Origin of the sequence: Cupriavidus pauculus, from assembly GCF_002858765.1 — a bacterium.
Lineage (GTDB): Bacteria > Pseudomonadota > Gammaproteobacteria > Burkholderiales > Burkholderiaceae > Cupriavidus > Cupriavidus pauculus_B.
The window spans coordinates 63,492-85,660 of the sequence record NZ_PJRP01000013.1 but is presented as its reverse complement, the minus strand read 5'-3'; the positions used below and the strand labels follow the sequence as shown (position 1 = coordinate 85,660).

Here is a 22,169-nt window from a genome sequence, read left to right as displayed (position 1 = left end):
AAGAAAAACCGGGGCAATCGCCCCGGTTTTTTTTGGGTCCGCCGCCGCGGGGTGGAGAGGGCGGGTTCAGCGGGCAGATGGCCGTGGAAAGAGCGGCCAGACGCCGAGGGCCACGACGGCCGTCGTAGCCCATACCACTGGCCAGGATGTCAGCGCCAGCCAGTGCGGCAATGCGAGCGGCGTGAGGAAGAATCCGAAGAACACCACGGTGTTGGCCATGCCCAGCGCGGTGCCCGCGCGGTCGGCGCCGGCCATGGCCGCCAGTTCGGTGTAGCCCACGCCGTGCCACGCCGAAACCGCGATACCCGCAAGCGCCAGCGCCACGGGCAGCAGCGCCATCAGCCGGGCATCCGTCGCGCTGCCCTGCACGAAGGCGGCCAGCAACAGGAAGGCAACCACAGTGATAAGTGTGCAGCTACGCAGATAGGCCCGGCGGTTGCCATGCCGGTCCGTCCACCGACCGCTCCATACGCGCGTGGCCATGGCGCCCGCCTGGATCGTGACCAGCGTGGCCGTGATCGCACCCAGCCCGGCATGTGCGTAGTCATGGAGAAAGATCGAGGCGAATGTCAGCACCGCGAATTGCGGCACGCAAAGCAGGCCGATGGCCAGCACGATGCGCCAGACGCTTGCCCGGCCGAGCGGATTGGGGCTGCGCAACGGCGCCGCCGACGTGGCCTGGAAGTCAGGCGGTTCATGAAGCCAGCACCAGGTCAGCACCGCAGAGACGGCGCACAGCAGCGCGACCCACCCGTAGGCCCAGGCGAATCCCCATGTCGATGCCAGCCACGGCAGCGTCAACGCGCCAATGCCGCCGCCCATTGGCACGGCGGTCTGGCGGATGCTCATCGCAAGCCCGCGCTCACCTTCATGGAACCAGCGCATGACGGCGCGACCGCTGGCGCCGTTGACGCTGCCGCCCACCAGCCCCACCAGCGTCATGGCCATCACCAGCCACGACAGCGGTGGGATGTGCGAGGCCGGCCCGAGCGCGGGGGCCAGCCACAGGGCCATCACCAGCAACGCCGCGCTGGTCGCGGCCAGTCCGCCGAGTAACACGGGGCGGTCGCCCCAACGGTCGGCGGCCAGGCCCCAGGGCAGTTCGGACAGCGCGGTGCCCAGGCCGATTGCGCCGACGGCCAGGCCGACTTGCGCGGTGTCCAGTTGATAGCCGGTGCGCATCCAGACTGCGGTGGCTGGAAGACCGCTCACGGCGGCCAGTACGCTGGCGTTGGCTGCCACGCCCACACCCAATACCTTCCAGCGATGGGAAGGTGTCAGGCGCCGGGCCGGCGGTACGGAAAGCGGAACAGTGTGTGAAGTCATGGGTGACAGATGATTGCAGAGCCGTTTGACGCGATCCAGTCTGTCACCGAGAATCCATCCTGAAAATCGGAAAATTCTTCACGATTCGTTCGATAAAACAGGATGGTTGCGATGTCCCGAACCAATCTCGACCTGGCTGCGCTGCGCAGCCTGTTGGCTGGCATGGAACTGGGCAGCTTTGCCCGCGCGGCGGATCGCGTCGGTCGTTCCACGTCGGCCATCAGTGCCCAGATCCGCAAGCTGGAAGAACAGGCTGGCACGCCGCTGTTTCGCAAGGCAGGGCGCGGGTTGGCGCTTACTGCCGCTGGCGAGGCGATGCTGGGCTACGCGCGCCGCCTGGTGGAGTTGAATGACGAAGCCGTCAGCGCGGTGCGCGGCGTGGACCTGTCGGGCGGCATCCGTCTGGGGTTGCAGGAGGAATTCGGCGAAGGCTTGCTGCCCGAAGTGCTGGGCCGCTTTGCGCGGGCCCACCCGAAGGTTCGGATCGAGGCCGTGGTGTCACGCAACGCCGACCTGCTCGAACGGATCGACACCGGCCGCTGCGATCTGGCGCTGGTGTGGGCCGACATGCATCCCGCCGTGTCCGACGACTTGGCCGGGTATGCGATGGGGCATCGGCATGTGGAACGGATCGACGAGGTGCCGATGTGCTGGGTAGGCGCTGCGCAGGGGGCGGCGATGCTCCCCTGGCAGCCGGGTGATGGTGAACCGCTGCCGCTGGTGGCCTTCGACCGCCCGTGCCAGTTTCATTCGGCCGCCATGGCTGCGCTGGAGCGCGCCGGCATTCCCTGGCGGATCACGTTTTCGAGCCCGAATCTTGGCGGACTGTGGGCCGCCGCTGCCGCGGGGCTTGGCCTGACGGTGCGGTCGCGCTACGGATTGCCCGCTGGCGTGCGAGCGCTGCAGGCCGGGGAATATGGCCTGCCTGCGCTGCCGTCGATGTCGCTGGCCATGGTGCGGGCGTCGGCGGCGATGCCACCCGAGGTCGAGCGGCTTGCCGATATCCTGCGCGCCGCCCTGCCCGGCGCGCCGGTGCAGGACGCCCTGGCAGCCTGAGTCAGGCTGGCGTCATGGTCTGCGCGTCATGCGTCGCGCATCATTCGTCGCGCGTCATTCGTCGTAGTGGTAGCCGTGACGGGTCGGCCGGCATAGCAATGCGCCCAGCAGGACGCCCAGGCCCAGGGCCATGCCCAGCGCCTTGATCGGCTCGCGGTGCGTATAGTCGGTCACGCATTCCTGGCCACGCGACATGCTGTCGGTGACCGACGCCTTGATCGATGCCAGCTTGTCGGATCCCTGGGCAGCCTTTGCCAGGAAGGTCTGCTTGGCAGACTGGATGGCCTCGCCGGTCAGGTTCGGCAATTGGGCCAGCAGATCGTCCAGGTCCTTGGCCAGTTGCCGGGTATCGGCCTGCAGCTTCTGCTGGGCGTTGGACGGGTTGATGTCGTTGGGGTCAAGGGCATCCATGGGCGTCTCCTGGCTGGGTGCGTATGCGGACATCTGCTGGCGCAGGTTTCATACCAGCGGCCAATGCTCGACAGCGGGCGGCGCGTGCCCATTTGATCCGGCCAATGGCAGCGCTGCCTTACCGCCCTTTGTAATTTGCGCACGGTGGTTCGGAGTCCACGATCGCACTTGCATTTTGCGGCCTGTGCGTCGTATGAGAGCAATCTGAATCTGGGCGCGATGAGACAAATACGATATCGGATTGCCGGGTGCTGCGGTATGGTTGCCCCGTGTGATGAAGTCCGCCCAAAACAGAGCGGGCCACCGACAGGCAAACTTCGTTCAGGGGTCAATCATGGGGATTTTTGAAGCGGCAACAGCGATAGCTGACGGTACGCACGACGCCGTCAATGCGGATCGGTATGCCGGCAAGGCGCGTGCATCTGGCGATACAAAATGGCCGCGGCCCGGGCGCCACGGCATGGCGGAGTGGGCGCCCGTCCTTGCCATGGTTGGGGCGGGGGTGACGTTCGTGCTTTACATCACGACCACGATCAACGCGTCAACGGCGGACAAGCTGGTTGCCGTGACGCGGAGCATCGAGGAACTGGACAAGCGGGTCAATGTGCGTTTCGACGAGATGGACAAGCGGTTCACTGGCCAACTGGTTGCGCTGGACCAGCGCTATGGCGGCATGTTCGCTGCCATGGACAAACGGCTGGAGCGCCTGGAAGTGCGAGCCGATCGAACCGACGAGCGCCTGAACAAGGTAGAGGTGCAACTGACAACGATGGACGCCAAGCTGGATCGCGTGCTGGAGCATGTCACCAGGCGTCGCTGACCGTCGACGCGGCCGGCGCCTTGACCGGGTGCCGCGCTGCTAGTCCTTGCCGGCGCCGGTGCAGATCCCGTGCAGCTTGCGCAGGCCGGTATAGAGCCCCTGCCGTTCCTCGGGCGTCAACAGCCGGATTACGGAAGCCTGTCCGCGCCGCGCCAGTGGAATCACCTGCGCATGAAGGGCCGCCCCGGCATCGCTGATCTTGCAGGACAGGCGCTTGCGTGGCGTCGTGCCCTCCGATTCCAGCGTGACGAGGCCACGGTCTTCGAGCAATCGCAGCGTGCGGCTGACCAGCGCCTTGTCCGAGGTCGACTGCTTCACCAGTTCCGCGAAAGACATCGACTCGCCGTGCGCCAACAGCGCCAGGATGCGCCATTCCGGCACGGTCAGCTCGAACTGCGTCGCATAGGGCTCGGTCACGCTGCTGCGCAAGGCCGTCACCAGCTGGCTCAGCATGGTGGTCAGGAAGTCATTGACGTTCAGACCGGTGCCGGCTTCGTCGAGATGCGACCAGGGATCGATGCCTTCGTGGGTAACCGGAGTGTGCTGGGTGGTGCTTGACATGTACGGGGCGCCAAAAAGTATGCCGGGAAATTGCCCGGAAAACGCCTGCGATTGTCTCACACCGCTTGTTGTTCGCAACTTTGTGGCGCTGCGTGTCGTGGCCGGACGACGGGTAACCGTACCGGAGGACTGTCCTGTTGTATTGCGGCATCAACGAGGCTCGTCCGGATGACGGCCGTCAGCCCCTTATTCGCATGGCGATAAGGGGCTGATCGGGCTGCACGGCCGGTAACCGGTATTACGCTGCGAAGCCGCCGTCCACGTTCAGGCTGGCACCGGTCACGAAGCTGGCCTCAGGGCCTGCCAGGTAGGCGACCATGCTCGCGATTTCATCCGGGTGCCCGTGGCGCGGCAAGGCCATCAGGCCGTGCAGCGACGTGGCGAAGTCCGAGTTCTCGGGGTTCATGTCGGTGTTGACCGGGCCGGGCTGCACGTTGTTGACCGTGATGCCCTTCGGGCCGAGGTCGCGCGACAGGCCTTGCACCAGGCCCTTCAGGGCAGACTTGCTCATGGCGTAGGCGGCGCCACCGGCGAACGGCATGCGGTCGGCGTTGGTGCTGCCAATGTTGATGATGCGGCCACCTTCGCCCATGTGCGACAGCACGGCCTTGCTAGCCACGAACACGGCGCGCACGTTGACCGCCAGCGTCTTGTCGAAGTCATCCAGCGAGAAATCCTCGACCGCGCCCAGGAACAGCACGCCGGCGTTGTTCACCAGGATGTCGATCCGGCCGAAATGGATGGCAGCATCGTTGATGGCACCGGTGAGCGCGGCGGCGTCGGCCGCGTCGGCGCGGTAGGCCTTGGCCCGGCCGCCGGCCGCCTGGATCGATTCCACCAGTTCCTGCGCGGCGGCGCCGGAACTCTGGTACGTAAAGGCGACGGCAACGCCGTCGCGGGCCAGGCGGCGCACCACTGCGGCGCCAATGCCGCGTGAACCGCCGGTAACGAAGGCAACTTTGTTGGAGAGCGAGGTCATGATCGATTTCCTTTCAGGTGAGGGGTTGATGAGCGAAGTATGGTTTTTGCGATCCCCTACCGGTAGTCATAAATACGGATCAACTTTTTCAACCGTTGGTATAAGCTTGCGGCCATGGAAGCCCTGAACCTGCTCGAATCGTTTATCCAGAGTGCCGAAAGCGGCAGCTTTTCGGCTGCGGCCCGCCGGCTCGGTCTGACGCCCGCCGCGGTCAGCAAGAACGTGGCCCGGCTGGAGGACCATCTCGGCCTGCGGCTGTTCCAGCGCAGCACGCGCAAGCTCACGCTGACCCTGGGCGGGGAGCAGTTCTTCCGACAGGTATCCGACCCCTATTCCACCTTGCGCGATGCGTTTGCCAGCGCCGCCCAGGACGACGGCAAGCCGGCTGGTGTGCTGAAGGTCAGCATGGGCGTCGCGTTTGGCCGCGAATACCTGGTGCCGTTGCTCGGCGAGTTTCTGGCGATGTATCCGGCCATCGTTCCGGACTGGCATTTCGAGAACCGGAGCGTGGACCTGATCGCCGGCGGTTTTGATGCGGCCATCGGCGGCGGCATTGAACTGACCGAGGGCGTGGTGGCGCGCGAACTGGCGCGAACGTACGTGGTGGCGGTAGCCTCGCCGGCCTATCTGGAAGGGCGGACGCTGCCGAAGCATCCGACCGACCTGTCGGCGTTCGACGGCATCGTGCGCCGGTCTGCCTCCACCGGCCGCCTGCGGCTGTGGAATCTGCGCAACCAGATTGGCGAGGAAGCCCTGGCCGAGCCGCGTACCCGACTGATCTTCGACGACCCGGAAGCCATGGCCCATGCCGCGATGCAGGGGCTGGGCGTGGCGCTGCTGCCGATGCCGCACGCCGCGCCGTGGCTGGAACGCGGCGCCCTGGTGCGCCTGGTGCCGGGCTGGTGTGCTGACAACGGCCCACTTGCGCTTTACTATCCCAACCGCAAGCTGCTGCCGCCCAAGACGCGCGTGTTCATCGAATTCATCGTCGATGCTTTCCAGCGCAAGGGCCTGGCACGCAGATTCGACGGACGCTGAACTGTCATTTCACGAAGCACCCCACATCGGGAGGGCTGTATGGCAACGGCAGTGCGACGGAGCGTGCCGCTCCATCTCCATATCTGGACGTGGTTTGGCTCGCTGGTGCTGCTGGTGGGGGCGCTGGTCTGCGGCATCAACTACGCGATGACCAAGGCCGCGCTGGAGCGGTCGGTGACCGACACCACCCAACGCGTCAGCCGCGAGAGCCTGGAGGAAGTCGAGAACCTGTTGCGGCCCGCCCAGATGGCCGTCAGGCTGCTCAGCCACAGTTCGCTGGCCGATGCCACGTCGCAGACGCAGCGCAAGCAGCGCATGGCGCTGATGCGCGACGCGCTGGAAAGCTCGCCGATCCTGCAAGCCCTGTTCATTGGCTACGCGGACGGCAGCTTCTTCTATATGCGCCCGTTGCGCGACGAAGGCGAGCGCGCCGCCTACAAGGCGCCGCCAAGCGCGGCATTCCTGGTGCAGAGTGTGGAACGCGACACGAGGCGCGTGGTTGGACGCTACCTGTATCTGGGCGCGGACCTGCGCCTGATCGGCGAAGCCGACGCCGCCGACTTTGCTGCCCGTTACGACCCGCGCACGCGGCCCTGGTACACCGCGGCCATGGCATCGGAAACGGTGGTGCGCACCGATCCGTACATGTTCTATTCCGACCGGGAGTCCGGCGCCACGCTGGCCGTGCGCTCCGCTGACCGCCAGGCCGTGGTCGGCGGCGATTTCCGGCTGGACGCGCTGGGGCAACTGCTGAACCACGAATCGCTGACGCCGCGCGCGGTGCTGGCGCTGCTCGACCGGAAGGGCGCGCTCGTGGCCATCAATCGCACGACGCCCGAATCCGTGGCCGCGCCCGATACGGTGATCTTGAATCCTGCGGGCCGCCCCGAGGATTACGGTCTATCCGTGCTCACCGGCATTGCCGCCAAGGTGGCGGCGCCCGGCGATTCGCACGCCGCCGCGCATCCCATGCTGCTGGAACGTGCCGATGGCGAAGACTGGTACACGTCGATTGACGTGCTGGACGTCAAGGACCCCAATTCCCTGCTGCTGGTGTCGGCCATTCCGCAGGCGGAACTGCTGCACGACGCCCGGCAGCAGGCCGCCTGGGGCATGGCGCTGACGGGGCTGGTGCTGCTGCTGGCGTTGCCGGTCACCTGGCTGGTGGCGCGCAGCGTGGCGCGGCCGCTGCAATCGCTGGCCGCCGAGGCCGACGCCATCCGCCGCTTCGATTTCGTGCGGCCCGTTTCGGTGCGCTCGCATATTGGCGAAGTGAACGATCTGGCCGCGACGATGGACCAGATGCGCGGCACCATCCAGCGCATGCTGCATGTGATGCGGGCCGTATCGGCCGAGCATCGCCTGGACCGGCTGCTGCCGCTGTTGCTGCAGGAAACGCTTAACGCAGCGGGCGGGCAGGCGGGGGCGCTGTACCTGGCGGTCAATGACGAAGGCTTGAACCCCGCCGTGGGCTTCGACCGCAGCGGCGCCGAGGTGACCACGATGGACGCGACGCTGCCGCAGGACACCCTGGCGCTGGTGCGCACGGCCGTGCGCGAAGGCACGGCGCGCGCCGGCCATCTGACATCGGCCGACGTGGCCGCCGCACGGCTCGAGGTCTTGTCGGGACCCGCGCCGGTACACGCCGCCGTCATTCCGCTGATCAACCGGCAGCACGCGCTGCTGGGCGTCGTGCTGGTGCTGCGCGATACGCCGATGGAGGCCGCGCAGTTGGCGTTTGCCAGCACCATGGCCAGCCTGTCGGCTGGCGCGCTGGAAGTGGGCGAACTCACCACGGCGCAGCGCGATCTGTTCGACGCCTTCATCCGCCTGCTGGCCGGCGCCATCGACGCCAAGAGCCCGCACACCGGCGGCCACTGCGCGCGGGTGCCGGAACTGACCAAGATGCTGGCCAGGGCCGCGTGCGATGCCACGGACGGGCCGTACCAGTCGTTCCAGTTGAACGATGCCCAATGGGAGGCGCTGCACGTGGCCGCCTGGCTGCATGATTGCGGCAAGGTCACCACGCCCGACTACGTGATCGACAAGGCCACCAAGCTTGAAACGCTGCACGACCGCATCCACGAAGTGCGCATGCGCTTCGAGGTGCTGAAGCGCGATGCGGAGATCGACTGCCTGGAGGCCGCGGCCGGTGGCGAGGACCCGCAGGCCGCACGCGCGCGGCGCGATGCGCTGCTGCGTCAGTTCGACGAGGAATTCGCGTTCGTGGCGTCGTGCAATGTGGGCGGCGAGCAGATGGATGCCGAAGACCAGGCGCGCCTGCGGCAGATCGCCACGCGGACCTGGCGGCGCACGCTTGATGACCGGCTTGGCGTCTCGCACGAGGAACTGGCCCGCCGGGGCAGCGTCCCCGCCGCACCGCTGCCGGTGCTGGAGCCATTGCTGGCCGACCGGCCCGATCACCGGATCGAACGTGTCGCACGGGACCACATCGCCGACATCAATCCCTGGGGCTTCCGGCTTCGCACCCCCCAGTATCTCTACGATCGTGGCGAACTGCACAACCTGACGATATCGCGCGGCACGCTGACCGCCGAGGAGCGCTTCAAGATCGAGGACCACATCGTGCAGACCCAGATCATGCTGTCGCGCCTGCCGTTTCCGAAGCATCTGCGCGACGTGCCTGAGATTGCGGGCGGGCACCATGAAAAGATGGATGGCACCGGCTATCCGCGCGGCCTCAAGCGCGACCAGATGAGCCCGCTGGCCCGGATGATGGGCATCGCCGACATCTTCGAGGCATTGACGGCGGCCGATCGCCCGTACAAGAAGGCCAAGACGCTGTCGGATGCCGTGGGCATCATGACCCGGCTGCGCGACCAGCAGCATATCGATGCCGAGCTGTTCGACCTGTTCATCGCGGCCGGCATCCACCGCACCTACGCCGAGCGCTATATGGACCCGGCCCTGGTCGACATGGCCTGAGCCGCAAGCGTCAGGCCACCACGCCGAAGGTGCCCCTCACGCGAAGCCGGCGCGTGGACTATGCTTCGGAAGTTCGCGCAACGCGTTTCGAGGGGGCGGTGATGAGCGTCGAAAAGATCGAAATTCCCGGCAGCCAGGGCGGCACGTTGTCCGGCCGGATGGAGTGGCCCGATGGCACGGTCCGCGCACACGCGCTGTTCGCGCACTGCTTTACCTGTGGCAAGGACAGCCTGGCCGCCACGCGCATCGCGCGGGCATTGACGGCCCAGGGGATTGCCGTGCTGCGCTTCGATTTCACGGGCATCGGCGCCAGCGAGGGCGATTTCGCCAGCACCAATTTCTCGTCGAACCTGGCCGACCTGGAAGCGGTGGCCATGTACATGCGCGCACGCGGCCAGGCGCCCACGCTGCTGATCGGTCATAGCCTGGGCGGTGCCGCCGTGCTGGGCGTGGCCCGCCGCCTGCCCGAGCTAAAGGCCGTGGTCACGATCGCCGCGCCCAGCGACCCGCGCCATGTGCTGGGGCTGCTGGGCGACAACGTCGAGCGCATTCGCGCCGAGGGCGAACTGGAGGTGAAGCTGGCGGGGCGGCCGTTCCGCATCGCGCGGCAGTTCATCGACGATGTGTCCAGCCATACGCTGCTCGATGAAGTGGCCCACCTTGGCAAGCCGCTGCTGGTGCTGCAGTCGCCAACCGACGATACGGTGGAGGTGGCGAACGGGCTGGAGATCTTCGAGGCCGCCGCGCAGCCCAAGAGCTACGTGGCGCTGGAGGGCGCCGACCACCTGCTGCAGAACCGCGCCGGCGCGGCCTATGCGGCCAGCATGATTGCCGCGTGGTCGCAGCACTACCTGCCCACGCTGGCCGAGGACGTGCAGGCCGAGATTCCCGAGCCCGGCGTAGTGGTGGTGGCGGAGCGCCACCGGGGCCGATACCAGCAGACCGTGCGCGTGGGCGGCCATGAATTCGTTGCCGACGAGCCCGCCGCGCTGGGCGGCGACGATGCCGGCCCGAATCCCTATGAACTGTTGTTGTCGGCGCTGGGGGCGTGCACGTCGATGACGATGCGCATGTATGCCGAACGCAAGGCCTTGCCGCTGGAGCACGTGGCCGTGCAGTTGCGGCACGAAAAAATCCATGCGAAGGACTGCGCTGCCTGCGAGACCACCGTGGGCATGGTGGATCGGATCGAGCGGCGCATCGCGATCAGCGGCGAGCTGACGGCGGAGCAGCAGGCGTCGCTGATGGCCATCGCCGACAAATGCCCGGTGCATCGCACACTGCAGTCCGAAGTCCGCATCGATACGCGGCAGGCCTAGCCACGCCCAGGACACGCCCTAGCCAATCCCCAGCACACGCCGGCGCGCGGCATCGAACGCCGCGCCTTCGGCCACCAGCCAGGCTTCCACCTCGGCCACCTGGGCGGTCTGCCCGTGCGCGCAGACAAAGTGATACGACGCGTGGCTGCGCGCATGGATGCCCCACAGGTCCACCAGGCGGCCCGATTCCAGGTCTTCCAGTACCAGTGCGGAGCGCCCCATGGCCACGCCTTGTCCGGCCAGCGCGGCGTTGATGGCCAGTTGCGACAGGTTGAAGCGCTGACCGTCCGATTCATCGGGCAGGGTCAGGCCGGCGTGGCGCAGCCAGCATTGCCATTCCTCGAACTCGCCGGCGCCATCCCACGGGCTCACGTCGTGCAGCAGCATGCTGGCGCGCAGGCCCTCGGGCGATTGCAGCGCGGGGTGCGCGTCCAGGTAGGCAGGGCTGGCCACCGGGATCAGCCATTCCTCCAGAAACTGGTGCGCCTTCAGGTCCGGATAGCCACCGGGGTCGAAACGTACGGCGGCCTCGGTGCCGTCGCGCAGCATGCGCGAACGGTCGAGCGCGTGAAATTCGCCATAGACGCGCAGGCCGATGTCCGGATGCTGGCGAAAAAAGCCGCCCAGCCGCGGCGTGAGCCACACCATCGCAAACGACGGCGAGCACGACAGCGCGATGGGCTGCTTGTCGCGCGGCTTGCGTAGCTGGGTCAGCGTCCCTTCGATGGCCTGGAACGACTCACGCAGCACAAAGCGCAGGCGCTCGCCTTCCGGCGTCAGCACCAGCGCGCGCGGCGTGCGCAGGAACAGCGGCCGGTCCAGCCACTGCTCCAGTTGCTTGACCTGCTGGCTGACCGCGCCCTGGGTCACGCACAGTTCGGCCGCAGCCTGCGTGAAGTTGCAATGTCGGGCCGCCGCCTCAAAACAGCGCAGCCAGCCCAATAATGAGGCAGAAAGCGTATTGGCCATTAGTCAGGCTAATGCTTGGATCAGTACAAATGGTTTGTCACGACGGTGTAATGGGACAAGAATGGGGTCACCCCATCCCGCATCCCTTGCTTCATGCCGACCGATTTTTCCGCACTGCCGCAACAACTGCTCGCCGATCTGCAGGCCGCCCGTCCGGTCTTCTGGGGCAATCCCGACCGCAGCGACGCGGCCACCGTATCGACCGTCGTAGACGGACGCGGCATTAGTCTAGCTGATGTGAAAGCCGCCCGGGCGCGCTTCGACAGATTTGCCCCGTTGCTGGCGCGCCTGTTTCCCGAACTGCAGGGCAGCGCCGGGCGGATCGAATCGGATCTGCTGCCCGCACCGGCCATGCAGCAGGCGCTCGGCCTGCCGTCCTCGGCCGGCGCGCTGTGGATCAAGGCCGATCACAGCCTGCCCGTGGCCGGCTCCATCAAGGCGCGCGGCGGCATTCACGAAGTGCTGGAATTTGCCGAATCGCTGGCGCTCGAATATGGCCTGGTCACGCACGATGCGGACTACGCCGTGCTGGCGGAAGCGCCGGCGCGCGCGTTGTTCGGCCGCTACCAGGTGGCGGTGGGTTCCACCGGCAACCTGGGGTTGAGCATCGGCGTGATGGCTTCGGCGCTTGGGTTCCGTGCGGCCGTTCACATGTCGGCCGACGCCAAGGCATGGAAGAAGGCCCGCCTGCGGGCGCGCGGCGTGGCCGTGGTGGAGCACACGGGCGACTATGCCGCCGCCGTGGCGGCTGGCCGGCGCGAGGCCGATGCCGACCCGTACAGCTATTTCGTCGACGATGAGCGGTCGCTGTCGCTGATGCTGGGCTACAGCGCCGCCGCGCTGCACCTGCACGACCAGCTGGCCCAGGCCGATGTGCGCGTGGACGCCACGCACCCGCTGTTCGTCTACCTGCCATGCGGCGTGGGCGGCGCGCCGGCCGGCATCGCCTTCGGCCTGCGCCAGCTTTATGGCCCGAACGTGCATCCGGTCTTTGTCGAGCCCACGCAGTCGCCGTGCTTCCTCGTGGAAATGCTGGCGCCCGGTGCATCGGTGTACGACGTGGGCCTGACCAACCGGACGGAAGCCGACGGACTGGCCGTGCCGCAAGCGTCGGAACTGGCCGCGCAGGCCATGCGTCCGCTGCTGGCCGGGGTCTGTACCGTGGCCGACGACACGCTGTTCGCCGACCTGCATCGCGTGCGTGAAGCCGAAGGCCTGCGCATCGAGCCTTCCGCCGCCGCCGGCTTCAGCGGCCCGGGCATGCTGACCGGCACCGAAGCCGGGCGTGCGTACCTGACACAGCACCACCTGGACGGCGCGATGGCCCATGCCACCCAGCTTGTCTGGACCACCGGCGGCCTGTTCGTGCCGCCCGAGGAATACGCGCGCTTTGCCGAGCATGGCGCGGCGCTGGCCGCCTGATTGACCCCCTGAACCGAATCCGAATCTTTCGATTGCATCGTTGCGGAGCCTCATCATGACCCGTTTGCCTTCCCGAATCGCCCACGCCGTGGTGGCGTGCAGCCTCGCAGCCGGTGCCTCGCTGGCGTTTGCGGACACCTTCCCGTCCAAGCCGATCCAGCTAGTAATTCCGTTCCCGCCCGGTGGCGCCACCGACGTGATCGGCCGCCTGGTCGGCAAGAAGCTTGGCGACAAGCTTGGCCAGACCGTCGTGGTCGACAACCGCCCGGGCGCGGGCACCATCGTCGGCGCCAGCTACGTCGCCAAGGCGGCGCCGGACGGCTATACGCTGCTGGCCAGTTCGGGCACCACGTTCACGGTCAACCCGGCCATCCACGCCAAGCTGCCGTACGACCCGGTGAAGAGTTTCGAGCCGATCGGGTTTGCCGGCCGCACCGGCCTGATCCTGCTGGCCAACAAGGACCAGCCCGTCAGCAACCTGAAGCAGCTCGTGGCCGCTGCCAAGGCGCAGCCGGGCAAGCTGACGTACGGGTCGTTCGGCAGCGGCACCACGGCGCAGTTCGCCGGCGAGATGCTGTTCAACCTGGCCGGCGTGAAGCTGCTGCACGTGCCCTACAAAGGCAGCGCGCCGGCGATGACCGACCTGATCGGCGGCCAGATTCCGTTCACCGTGGATACCGTGGCTGCCGCGATTCCGCAGGTGAAGTCGGGCAAGGTCAAGGCCATCGCCGTGACCACGGCCAAGCGCTCCACGCTGCTGCCGGATGTGCCCACGGCCGCCGAAGCCGGCTATCCCGGCATCGACGCCGACACCTGGCTGGCGCTGGTGGCGCCGCGTGGCCTGCCGGCCGACGTGAAGCTGAAGCTGGAAAAGGCGCTGGCCGAAGTGATGGCCGATCCCGAAACCCGCAAGGCGCTGACCAACGCCGGCTTCGAGCCGCTGGACGGCAACGGCGCGGCGGTGTCGGCGCAGATTGCCAAGGAACTGCCGCTGATGCGCGCCACGGCGCAGCGTGCGAATATTACGGCCGATTGAGAAGGTCTCTGGAGACAGTTGTGAACGAAGCACAGAAGACGCTGGTGGCACGCCCGGCCACCGAGCTGCGGCGCATGATCGGCAGCAAGGAAGTTTCGCCGGTCGAACTGCTGGACGCCTGCATCGCGCAGATCGAGCAGGTGAACCCGTTCCTGAACGCGGTCACGGCCACCTGCTTCGACCGCGCACGTGAAGAAGCCCGTGCCGCCGAACGTGCCGTGCTCGACGGCAAGCCGCTGGGCCTGCTGCACGGCCTGCCGCTTGGCGTGAAAGACCTGGAGGCGACGGCCGGCCTGCTGACCACCTACGGATCGCCGCTGTATCGCGACAATGTGCCGGCCGAAGACAACGTGCTGGTGGCGCGCCTGCGCGCCGCCGGGGCCATCGTGGCGGGCAAGACCAACATCCCCGAGATGGGGGCCGGTGCCAATTCGCGCAACGATGTCTGGGGCGCCACGGGCAATCCGTTCAATCCGAACCTCAATGCGGGCGGGTCGTCGGGCGGCTCGGCTGCCGCGCTGGCGGCAGACCTGCTGCCGGTCTGCACGGGCTCGGACACCGGGGGCTCGCTGCGCATCCCGGCGGCCAAGTGCGGCGTGGTGGGCTTTCGGCCGTCGCCGGGCGTGGTGCCGAGTTCGCGCAAGCTGCTGGGCTGGACGCCGATTTCGGTGGTGGGGCCGATGGGCCGCACCGTGGCCGATGCCTGCCTGCAACTGGCGGCGTCCGCCGGGGTATCGGCCGGCGATCCGCTGACGTACCCGCTCGATCCGCTGTCGTTCCTGACGCCGATCCCGGTGGACCTGGGCAGCCTGCGTGTGGCGTACACCGAGGACTTTGGCTGCTGCGATGTGGACGACGGCATCCGTCGCACGTTCCGCGAGAAGATCGCCGCGATGCGCCACCTGTTCCGCAGCTGCGACGCCATCGATATCGACCTGGGCGAAACGCACCGCTGCTTCGACGTGCTGCGCGCGGAAAGCTTCGTGGCCGGCATGCGCGACGCCTACGAGCGCGATCCGTCGAAGCTGGGCCCGAACACGCGGGCCAACTACGAGATGGGCGCGCGGATGTCGCTGGTGGACAGCGCCTGGGCGCAGGCCGAGCAGACGCGCATCCTGCAGCGCTTCCAGCAGCTGTATCGCGACTACGACGTGATCCTGTCGCCCACCACGCCGGTGTCGCCGTTCCCGTGGACGTCGCTCTACGCCGAATCGATCAACGGTGTGCGCCAGGAGAACTACTACCGCTGGCTGTCGCTGACGTACGTGGTCACGCTGACCACGCATCCGGCGCTGTCGCTGCCGTGCGGCCGCGATCACGCAGGCATGCCGTTTGGCCTGCAGATCGTGGGCGGCTTCCGCAAGGACCACGAGACGCTGGGGGTGTCCTACGCGATGGAGCAGGCGTTTGCGGTGATCCCGTCGCTGCGTCGCCCGCTGCCAGACTTGGCCGCGCTCAAGCCGGCCGAGCCGGCGCTCACGTCGATCGTCACCGCGCCGCCGGTGCTCGACGCCAAGGTGAAGCAGGGCAAGGAAGCGTCGGCAGTTTAAGCCTTTTTCGCCAGTCGCTCTGGTTGTCTCCCCTCTCCCGCAAGTCGGTAGAGGGGCCGGGGCAGAGGGTTCAGCGGTTCAGTCGATCGACCGCGTATCTCGAAGAGCCTGCCCTCTCCCCCAACCCCTCTCCCCACAACTGGGAGAGGGGAGTTGCCTCCCAGCCATTTCCATACAGCGGAATTAACCGGCTGCGCCAGGCCGGCCATCGGCCTAACCTCCTGTCATACGAAAACACAGACAGGAGACAACCTTGGCAATCGCTGCAATCCGTGCCGCGCACCGCCTGGCCGCGCTGGTATTCTCTCTCGCCGCGCTGTCGGCCATGGCCGTGACAGCCACGCCGGCGCACGCCACCTACCCTGACAAGCCCATCCGCATCGTCGTGCCGTTCTCGCCCGGCGGTGGCACCGACCTGATTGCCCGTGCGATGGGCGTGGCCATGGCGCAGGACCTGGGCCAGCCCGTGGTCATCGACAACAAGCCCGGCGGCGGCACCATCATCGGCACCGACAACGTGGCCAAGAGCGCGGCCGATGGCTACACGCTGGTGATGGCCACGTTTGCCCATGCCGTCAATCCGAGCCTGCAGCCCAAGCTGCCCTATGACACCGAGAAGGCGTTCACGCCGGTGATGCTCGTGGGCCGCTCGCCCAATGTGCTGGTGGTGCGCGCCGACAGCCCGTACAAGTCGGTGCGCGACGTGATCGCCGCGGCCAAGGCAAAGCCGGGCGCCATCTCGTTTGCGTCGCAAGGCCCCGGCACTTCGGCGCACCTGGCCGGCGAGCTGTTCAAGAGCCTGGCCAAGGTCGATCTGAACCACATTCCGTACAAAGGCGCCGGCCCGGCCATCACCGACCTGCTGGGCGGACAGGTGGACATGATGTTCGCCACCGCGTCGGCCGTGGGCAACCTGCTGGAAGCCGGCAAGCTGCGCGCGCTGGGGGTGACCACCTCGCAGCGCTCCACCAGCCCCGACCTGGCAAAGGTGCCGACGATTGCCGAAAGCGGCGTGCCCGGCTACGCGGCAGAAAGCTGGTACGGCCTTTTCGCACCCGCCGGCACCCCGCCGGCCGTGGTGACGCGGCTCAACGCGGCCGCCAGGAAGGCCGTCACCGCCGACGCCTTCCGCAAGCGCGCTGACGCCGAAGGGCTGATCGTCAGCCCGGGCACGCCAGACGACTTCGGCCGCTACGTGCGTGGCGAGGAAACGCGCTGGAGCAAGGTCGTCAAGGACGCCCGCATCACGCTGAACTGATCGCCATCGATACCCATCCCCTGCAACCCATTCGCAACACATCATGACCCAATACACCCTGATCCAGCTCGACGTGCGCGACGGCGTGGCCGTGCTGACCCTGAACCGCCCCGAGAAGCGCAATGCCATCAGCGACGACATGCGCACTGAACTGATCGACGCGCTGGAGCGCGTGACGGCCGACCGCAAGATCCGCGCGCTGGTGCTGACCGGCAGCGGCAAGGGCTTCTGCGCGGGCGGCGACGTGGCCGGCATGCAGCGCCGCATGGACGCGCCGCCGGGCGAGGTCGGCTTCAACGGCTGGACGCGCCAGCAGCGCGTGCATCATTCGGTGGCCCTGCTGCACAACATGCCCAAGCCCGTGATTGCCGCGGTCAACGGCGGTGCCAACGGGCTGGGCGCTGACCTGGCGATGGCCTGCGATCTGGTGATCGCGTCGTCGGCCGCCAGCTTCACGTGGTCCTATATCCATCGCGGCCTGATTCCCGATGGCGGCGGCATGTATTTTCTGCCGCGCCGCGTGGGCCTGGCCAATGCCAAGCAGCTGATCTTCGGCGGCCGCAAGGTGGAGGCCGACGAGGCCCTCAAGCTCGGCATCGCAGACCGGCTCAGCACGTCGCCGGAATCGCTGGTTGATGAAGCGGTGGCCTGGGCGGCGGAGATGTCGCACGGCTCGGCCACGGCGCTGGGGCTGGGCAAGTCGATCCTGAACCAGACCTTCGAGCTGACGGCAGACCAGGTCTTTGCGCAGGGCAGCCAGGCACAGGGCATCTGCTACACGAGCAGCGAGCATCGCGAATCGGTTCTGGCGTTCCTGGCCAAGACCGCCAACAAGGGTTGAGCATCATGGCCGCACATTTTTCCGCCGGTGCCACCGAAGCCATCGCGCGCCTCGTCAAGCCACGCAGCGTGGCCGTGATCGGCGCGTCCGCCGATCCGAACAAGACCGCTGGCCGCCCGGTGTCGTACCTGACACGCCACGGTTTTGCCGGCGAGATCTACCCGGTCAATCCGAAAGTCGATGCCATCGACGGCATCCGCTGCTATCCCGATATCGGCTCGCTGCCCCAGGTGCCGGACGTGGGCATCGTGCTGCTGGGCGCCGAGCGCGCGCACCAGGCCGTGCGCGAACTGGCCGAACGGGGCACCGGTGCGGCCATCGTGCTGGCCAGCGGCTATACGGAGACCGGCGACGTGGGCGCCCGGCGTCAAGCCGAGCTGGTGGCGGCCGCGGGCAGCATGCGCCTGCTGGGGCCGAACACGATCGGGCTGGTCAACCTGACCGACAACATTCCGCTGTCGGCCAGCGGCGCGCTGGCCATGGACCACTTTCCGGCGGGCAGCATCGGCGTGGTGTCGCAGAGCGGCGGCATCCTGGGTGCGCTGCTGTCGCGGGCTGCGGCGCGCGGTATCGGGCTGTCGAAGCTGGTGTCGACCAGCAACGAGGCCGATCTGGAGCTGGCTGATTTCATCGACTATCTGGCGGACGATCCGGCCACGCGCGTGATTGCGCTCTACGTGGAGACCGTACGCAACGTCGACCGCTTCCGCGCGGCCGCATTGAAGGCCGCCGCCGCCGGCAAGCCGGTGGTGGCGTTCAAGATCGGCCGCTCCGAGGCCGGCGCGCGGGCAGCGGTGTCGCACACCGGTGCCATGGCTGGCGCCGATCGCATGTACGACGCGCTGTTCCGCCAGGTTGGCGTGATCCGCGCGCAGACATTCTCGGACCTGATCGACATCCCGGCGGCGTTGGCCACGGGGCGCGTGCTGCACGGCCGGCGCATCGCGGTGCTGACGTCCACCGGCGGTGCCGGCACGTTGGTGTCCGATAGCCTGGGCGTGTCGGGCTTCGAGACGCCCGCGCCCGACGAACCGACGGCCGAACGGCTGCGCGCGCTGCAGAAGGGCGACCACGCCGCGCTGGACCGCAATCCGATCGACGTCACGCTGGCCGGTCTGCAACCGGACCTGCTGCGCGGCGCCATTCGCGCGCTGCTGGCCAGCCCCAGCTACGACGCGGTGACGATCATCGTCGGATCGTCCGGGCTGGCCATGCCCGACCTGATGGCCGACGCCATCAACGATTGCCTGCCCGAGAGCGACAAGCCGGTGCTGGCCTACGTCAGCCCACACGCGCCGCAGGTGGCGGCGGTGCTGAACCAGCGCGGCGTGCCGGCCTTCAGCGCGCCGGAAAGCTGCGCGGTGGCGTTTGCGGCGATGCTGGCGGCTGGCGAGCGGCCGGCGGCTGCGCCCGATGCCACGGGGGCGGCTGTCGATCCGGGCAACCTGCCGGCCGGATCGCTCGACGAGCACGCGGCCAAGCAGCTGTTTGCACGTTTTGGTGTGCCGGGCGTGCGCGAGATCGTGGTCCATGACGCGGCCGGTGCCGAAGCCGCCGCGCGCGATCTTGGCGGGCGTGCCGTGCTCAAGATCCTGTCGGCGTCGATCACGCACAAGAGCGATGTCGGCGGCGTGGCCGTCAACGTGACGCCGGAGACCATCGGCGCACTGCTGGCCGCGATGCGCGACGACGTGCGACGCCATACCGGCGAGTCGCCGGACCGCTTCGTGGTGCAGGAGATGGTGGGCGGCGGCGTCGAGCTGATCCTAGGCACGCACCGTGACGCATTGGGCACGGCGATCCTGCTTGGCATGGGCGGCGTCACCGCCGAACTGTTCCAGGACACCACGCTGCGGCTGCTGCCGAAGTCTGGCGGGCTTACCGCTGCCGAAGCGCTGTCGATGGTGCGCGAGCTGAAGACGTGGCCACTGCTCGACGGCTATCGCGGACGGCCGAAAGCCGACGTCGATGCGCTGGTCGATGCTATCGTGGCGTTTTCGCGGATGGCGGCCGCCTTGGGGCCGCGTCTGGTGGAAGCCGAGATCAACCCGGTGTTCGTGCTGCCGGCGGGCCAGGGCGTTCGCGCGGCGGACGGCGTGGCAGTGCTCGACGCGTAACAGACAGGAGAAAAGCAGGATGACGGAAGTGGCGGCCAGTGAAGCGGATTCGATCGACACCATTGCAGCCGCCGGCACGCCGGATGTGCGCCAGGCGGCCGGGTTCGTGCACCAGTTGACCCAGCACGGGCGTATTCATACCACCGATGTCGATGGCTGCCGCATCGTCTGGCGCCGCTTTGGCGCGGGGCCGCACGTGCTGCTGGTGCATGGCGGCCACGGCAGCTGGCTGCACTGGGCGCGCAATATCGAGGCGCTGGCCGCGCGGCATACGGTTTGGGTCCCCGACCTGCCGGGCTTTGGCGCCTCGGGCGATCCGGCCGCCGGTGAGATGTCGACGCTGGTGGCCACCGTGGCTGCCGGCTTCGCGCAACTGCCGGTGGAAGGGCCGGTCGACCTGGTCGGCTTTTCGTTCGGCGGGCTGACCGCGTCATACCTGGCCAGCGCACTGCCCAATGTGCGCAGCCTGGCGCTGATGGGGCCGGGTGGCCACGGCGGCGTGCGGCGCCAGACCATCGACCTGGTGGACTGGCGGCGCGCCGACGATGCCGACGCGCTGACCGAGGCGATGCGTCACAACGTGGCGGCGTTCATGATCGCGGACCCGGACAAGATCGATGCGCTGGCGCTGCTGGCCTACACCGAGTCTTGCCGGCACACGCGTTTCCGCAGCAAGCAGATTTCGCGCGCGGGTGGCCTGGCCGCCGCGCTGGACCGCTTTCAGGCCCAGACACAGACTCAGACACAGGCCCAGAACCGCCCCGTGCTGATTGCCTACGGCGAGCACGATGTGACGGCCGACCCTGCCGCCGTGCTGGCGGCGCTGGTCGATGGCCGGCCGCACCGTCAGGGTGCGGTGATCGATGGCGCCGGGCATTGGGTCCAGTACGAGGCGCATGACGCCATCAACGCCTTGCTGCTGGACTGGCTGGCCCGCCAGGCGGCCTGAACCTGTGGAGGCGAGCGATGCGCAGCGCCGGGCGCGGGGCCGCCCGGCCAACCTGCTGGCCAACCGGTCGCTGGAGCGCGGCATCGAGATCCTGCGCGCGTTTCGGCCGGGGTCGGAAGTGCTTGGCAATGGTGAACTGGCCGAGCGCACCGGACTGGCGCGCTCGACGGTCAGCCGCCTGACGCAAAGCCTGGTCGACACCGGCTTTCTGCAGTACGACCCGGCGCTGCGTGCCTATCGGCTGGGCGTACCGGTGCTGAGCCTGGCGCACGCCATGCGTAGTGGCTCGACGGTACTTCAGCTGGCCGCGCCGATGATGCGCGAACTGGCGCAGGCCGAACATCTGAACGTGGGCCTGGCCATGGCCGACCGCGACGAGATGGTGTACCTGGAATCGATCCGTCATGGCCGCAAGGCGTCGCTGCGCAGCGTGGTGGCGGGGCAGCGCGTGCCGATGGCGCTGACGTCGCTGGGGCGCGCCTGGCTGGCAGTGGCGCCCGAGGCCGAATATGCGGCACGCATGGCGGATTTCTCCGGGCATGCGTCCGGCCATGCGTCTGGCCGTGCATCCGGCCGCTCCGCGCAGTGGCCCGCGCTGCGGGCCGAGATCGAGGCCGCCGTGGCGCACGTGCGCCAGCACGGCTGGTGTGCGGCCAGCTGGCAGCCCGAGGTGGTGGCCATCTCGGCACCGTTGGCGCTGGAACACTATCCCGTACATGTGCTGAACGTCAGCCTGTCCACCCGCGCATCGGTCGCGGAAGTGGCGCGCGAACAGGCGCCCCGGTTGATGCGGCTGGCCGCCGGCATCCGCGCTGCCGTGGAGACGGCGCAATCCGAGCCGCTGTAGCGGCCCGGCTTTCTCGAAACAGGATTCCTATCGCGGCGCGGCTGCCCAGCGCCGCACCTCGATGGCCTTGACCGCCACGGCACTGCGCGGCCCCAGCCGCAGGTCTTCCAGCGAGGTCAGCTGCACGCCGCCCCCGGCAGCCGGCAAGACTTCGCCATCCTGCTCCACCACCAGCATTGCCCCGCGCCCGACCGGCGAGTTGTATAGCTCGTGCCAGGTGAACAGGCACACGTAGCCATCTGCGGCATGCACCGCGATGACCAGCTGCTTGCATTGCGCGCGCGGCAGGCTCTTCATGCCGGCCACGTCCAGCAGGTCGGTTAGCAGCACGCCGCGCTGCTGGTGGACGTCGCGGATATGGCGGCCCGTGAAGCACTGGATCGTGGCCGGGCCCACCGAAGTGTGTGACATGACCAGCAGCGCGTCCCGGTCGAAGCGGCGGGCACCGGGCAGGTCGCCCAGGATGTCGATGGCGTCGGAATAGTGGGTGTGCTTGGTGAAGTAGGGGTCGTCGGCGGAGACAGCATCGAGGGCGGCAGGGGCAGCTTGCATCGCGATTCCTGGGGGTTCCTGGTTGGGGTTCCGTGTGGCGGCCCGTTGTCTTTCCGGGCAGCTTCTGTCATCGTTAACCGCTATATACACGATTACATAACGACGGACCAGAGGCAATTTGCGAGAAGGCGCGGCCGGTATGCGGCACGCCACATATTTCCGCAAGGCTATG

19 protein-coding genes are annotated in these 22,169 nt (G+C 67.8%); 13 read left to right on the top strand and 6 right to left on the bottom strand.

All coding sequences use genetic code 11. From position 1 onward, the window contains the following. Positions 1-66 precede the first annotated feature (66 nt). Positions 67-1,326, bottom strand: a complete 1,260-nt coding sequence (locus tag CYJ10_RS23505) for an MFS transporter (RefSeq protein ID WP_101683861.1) — start codon at positions 1,324-1,326, stop codon at positions 67-69. A gap of 111 nt (positions 1,327-1,437) precedes the next feature. On the opposite strand from CYJ10_RS23505, the gene CYJ10_RS23500 reads away from it, so the two are divergent. Next, positions 1,438-2,382, top strand: a complete 945-nt coding sequence (locus tag CYJ10_RS23500) for a LysR substrate-binding domain-containing protein (RefSeq protein ID WP_101683954.1) — start codon at positions 1,438-1,440, stop codon at positions 2,380-2,382. 54 nt (positions 2,383-2,436) lie between these two features. On the opposite strand, the gene CYJ10_RS23495 is transcribed toward CYJ10_RS23500, so the two are convergent. Then, the gene (locus tag CYJ10_RS23495; RefSeq protein ID WP_180863037.1) at positions 2,437-2,793 is read right to left on the bottom strand and encodes a DUF883 family protein; all 357 of its coding nucleotides are present in this window, start codon (positions 2,791-2,793) and stop codon (positions 2,437-2,439) included. Positions 2,794-3,127: 334 nt separating this feature from the next. Here CYJ10_RS23495 and CYJ10_RS23490 point away from each other — a divergent pair, with 334 nt between their 5' ends. After that, positions 3,128-3,613 (top strand): hypothetical protein, encoded by a 486-nt coding sequence (locus tag CYJ10_RS23490; protein WP_146002102.1) that lies wholly within the window; start codon positions 3,128-3,130, stop codon positions 3,611-3,613. A gap of 39 nt (positions 3,614-3,652) precedes the next feature. Here the strand turns inward: CYJ10_RS23490 and CYJ10_RS23485 are convergent, their stop codons facing one another. Beyond that, positions 3,653-4,174, bottom strand: a complete 522-nt coding sequence (locus CYJ10_RS23485) for a MarR family winged helix-turn-helix transcriptional regulator (RefSeq protein WP_101683858.1) — start codon at positions 4,172-4,174, stop codon at positions 3,653-3,655. 238 nt (positions 4,175-4,412) lie between these two features. Next, positions 4,413-5,153 carry an SDR family oxidoreductase gene (locus tag CYJ10_RS23480; protein WP_101683857.1) on the bottom strand — a complete coding sequence of 247 codons (741 nt, stop codon included), beginning with the start codon at positions 5,151-5,153 and terminating at the stop codon, positions 4,413-4,415. A 114-nt stretch (positions 5,154-5,267) separates the two neighbouring features. Here CYJ10_RS23480 and CYJ10_RS23475 point away from each other — a divergent pair, with 114 nt between their 5' ends. The 3 genes from CYJ10_RS23475 to CYJ10_RS23465 all read left to right on the top strand — a co-directional run bounded on the left by CYJ10_RS23475 (position 5,268) and on the right by CYJ10_RS23465 (position 10,456). Next, positions 5,268-6,191, top strand: coding sequence for a LysR family transcriptional regulator (locus tag CYJ10_RS23475; RefSeq protein ID WP_101683856.1), 924 nt, complete (start codon positions 5,268-5,270; stop codon positions 6,189-6,191). A gap of 39 nt (positions 6,192-6,230) precedes the next feature. Further along, positions 6,231-9,137: an HD domain-containing phosphohydrolase gene (locus CYJ10_RS23470; RefSeq protein ID WP_101683855.1), complete on the top strand. Its 2,907-nt coding sequence runs from the start codon at positions 6,231-6,233 to the stop codon at positions 9,135-9,137. Positions 9,138-9,238: 101 nt separating this feature from the next. Further along, positions 9,239-10,456 (top strand): bifunctional alpha/beta hydrolase/OsmC family protein, encoded by a 1,218-nt coding sequence (locus tag CYJ10_RS23465; protein ID WP_101683854.1) that lies wholly within the window; start codon positions 9,239-9,241, stop codon positions 10,454-10,456. 18 nt (positions 10,457-10,474) lie between these two features. On the opposite strand, the gene CYJ10_RS23460 is transcribed toward CYJ10_RS23465, so the two are convergent. After that, positions 10,475-11,425 (bottom strand): LysR family transcriptional regulator, encoded by a 951-nt coding sequence (locus CYJ10_RS23460; RefSeq protein WP_101683853.1) that lies wholly within the window; start codon positions 11,423-11,425, stop codon positions 10,475-10,477. Between the two features lie 93 nt (positions 11,426-11,518). On the opposite strand from CYJ10_RS23460, the gene CYJ10_RS23455 reads away from it, so the two are divergent. The 8 genes from CYJ10_RS23455 (at position 11,519) to CYJ10_RS23420 (ending at position 21,445) form a co-directional block, all read left to right on the top strand. Continuing rightward, positions 11,519-12,847: a D-serine ammonia-lyase gene (locus CYJ10_RS23455; protein WP_101683852.1), complete on the top strand. Its 1,329-nt coding sequence runs from the start codon at positions 11,519-11,521 to the stop codon at positions 12,845-12,847. A gap of 55 nt (positions 12,848-12,902) precedes the next feature. Continuing rightward, a complete protein-coding gene (locus CYJ10_RS23450) occupies positions 12,903-13,883 on the top strand; it encodes a Bug family tripartite tricarboxylate transporter substrate binding protein (RefSeq protein ID WP_101683851.1) in 981 nt (326 codons plus the stop codon). Between the two features lie 74 nt (positions 13,884-13,957). Further along, positions 13,958-15,433, top strand: a complete 1,476-nt coding sequence (locus CYJ10_RS23445; protein WP_101683953.1) for an amidase — start codon at positions 13,958-13,960, stop codon at positions 15,431-15,433. A 325-nt stretch (positions 15,434-15,758) separates the two neighbouring features. Then, a complete protein-coding gene (locus CYJ10_RS23440) occupies positions 15,759-16,691 on the top strand; it encodes a tripartite tricarboxylate transporter substrate binding protein (protein WP_101683952.1) in 933 nt (310 codons plus the stop codon). A 43-nt stretch (positions 16,692-16,734) separates the two neighbouring features. Beyond that, positions 16,735-17,532, top strand: coding sequence for an enoyl-CoA hydratase/isomerase family protein (locus tag CYJ10_RS23435; RefSeq protein ID WP_101683850.1), 798 nt, complete (start codon positions 16,735-16,737; stop codon positions 17,530-17,532). 5 nt (positions 17,533-17,537) lie between these two features. Then, the gene (locus CYJ10_RS23430) at positions 17,538-19,649 is read left to right on the top strand and encodes an acetate--CoA ligase family protein (protein ID WP_101683951.1); all 2,112 of its coding nucleotides are present in this window, start codon (positions 17,538-17,540) and stop codon (positions 19,647-19,649) included. Positions 19,650-19,668: 19 nt separating this feature from the next. Then, positions 19,669-20,598 carry an alpha/beta fold hydrolase gene (locus tag CYJ10_RS23425; RefSeq protein ID WP_101683849.1) on the top strand — a complete coding sequence of 310 codons (930 nt, stop codon included), beginning with the start codon at positions 19,669-19,671 and terminating at the stop codon, positions 20,596-20,598. A 4-nt stretch (positions 20,599-20,602) separates the two neighbouring features. Further along, a complete protein-coding gene (locus tag CYJ10_RS23420) occupies positions 20,603-21,445 on the top strand; it encodes an IclR family transcriptional regulator (protein WP_101683848.1) in 843 nt (280 codons plus the stop codon). A gap of 27 nt (positions 21,446-21,472) precedes the next feature. Here CYJ10_RS23420 and CYJ10_RS23415 read toward each other — a convergent pair whose 3' ends face one another. After that, positions 21,473-21,997, bottom strand: coding sequence for a hypothetical protein (locus tag CYJ10_RS23415; protein ID WP_101683847.1), 525 nt, complete (start codon positions 21,995-21,997; stop codon positions 21,473-21,475). Positions 21,998-22,169: the final 172 nt, after the last annotated feature.